This is a genomic window from Flagellimonas olearia (genome assembly GCF_009184425.1).
Classification (GTDB): domain Bacteria; phylum Bacteroidota; class Bacteroidia; order Flavobacteriales; family Flavobacteriaceae; genus Flagellimonas; species Flagellimonas olearia.
The window spans coordinates 1-304 of record NZ_WELG01000229.1 but is presented as its reverse complement, the minus strand read 5'-3'; the positions used below and the strand labels follow the sequence as shown (position 1 = coordinate 304).

The window sequence follows — 304 nt, the reverse complement described above, 5'->3', positions numbered from 1 at the left end:
ATGCGTTGCGCCCAGCAAAAAATACAAGGCGAATCTTTCAAAACATAGCCAAAATAAAAATTCGCCAAACCCACAGGAAAGATTAAAATCCCTAAAATCGCCAAAGAAAAAAGATTATAAAATCGGGTTTCTTTATTCATGCATCCCCCTATAAATTCATATTAGGCAAAACGCTAGAGCTGTGGGCTATAAAAATAATAAGCTCCATCAACCACACCACAATCAAAATCCCAAACGCCCAATTTTCTTTTTCAGGCTTTTTAAACGCTATCAAAATAGCGGCTAGACTTAAAAGCAGTCCTAA

The 304-nt window shown here is 36.5% G+C and carries 1 protein-coding gene; it reads right to left on the bottom strand.

Annotated features, from left to right (window positions below):
- The coding region (locus tag F8C76_RS20140) for a disulfide bond formation protein B (protein ID WP_152132991.1) at positions 1–140 on the bottom strand (140 nt) is incomplete at its 3' end.
- Positions 141–304: the final 164 nt, after the last annotated feature.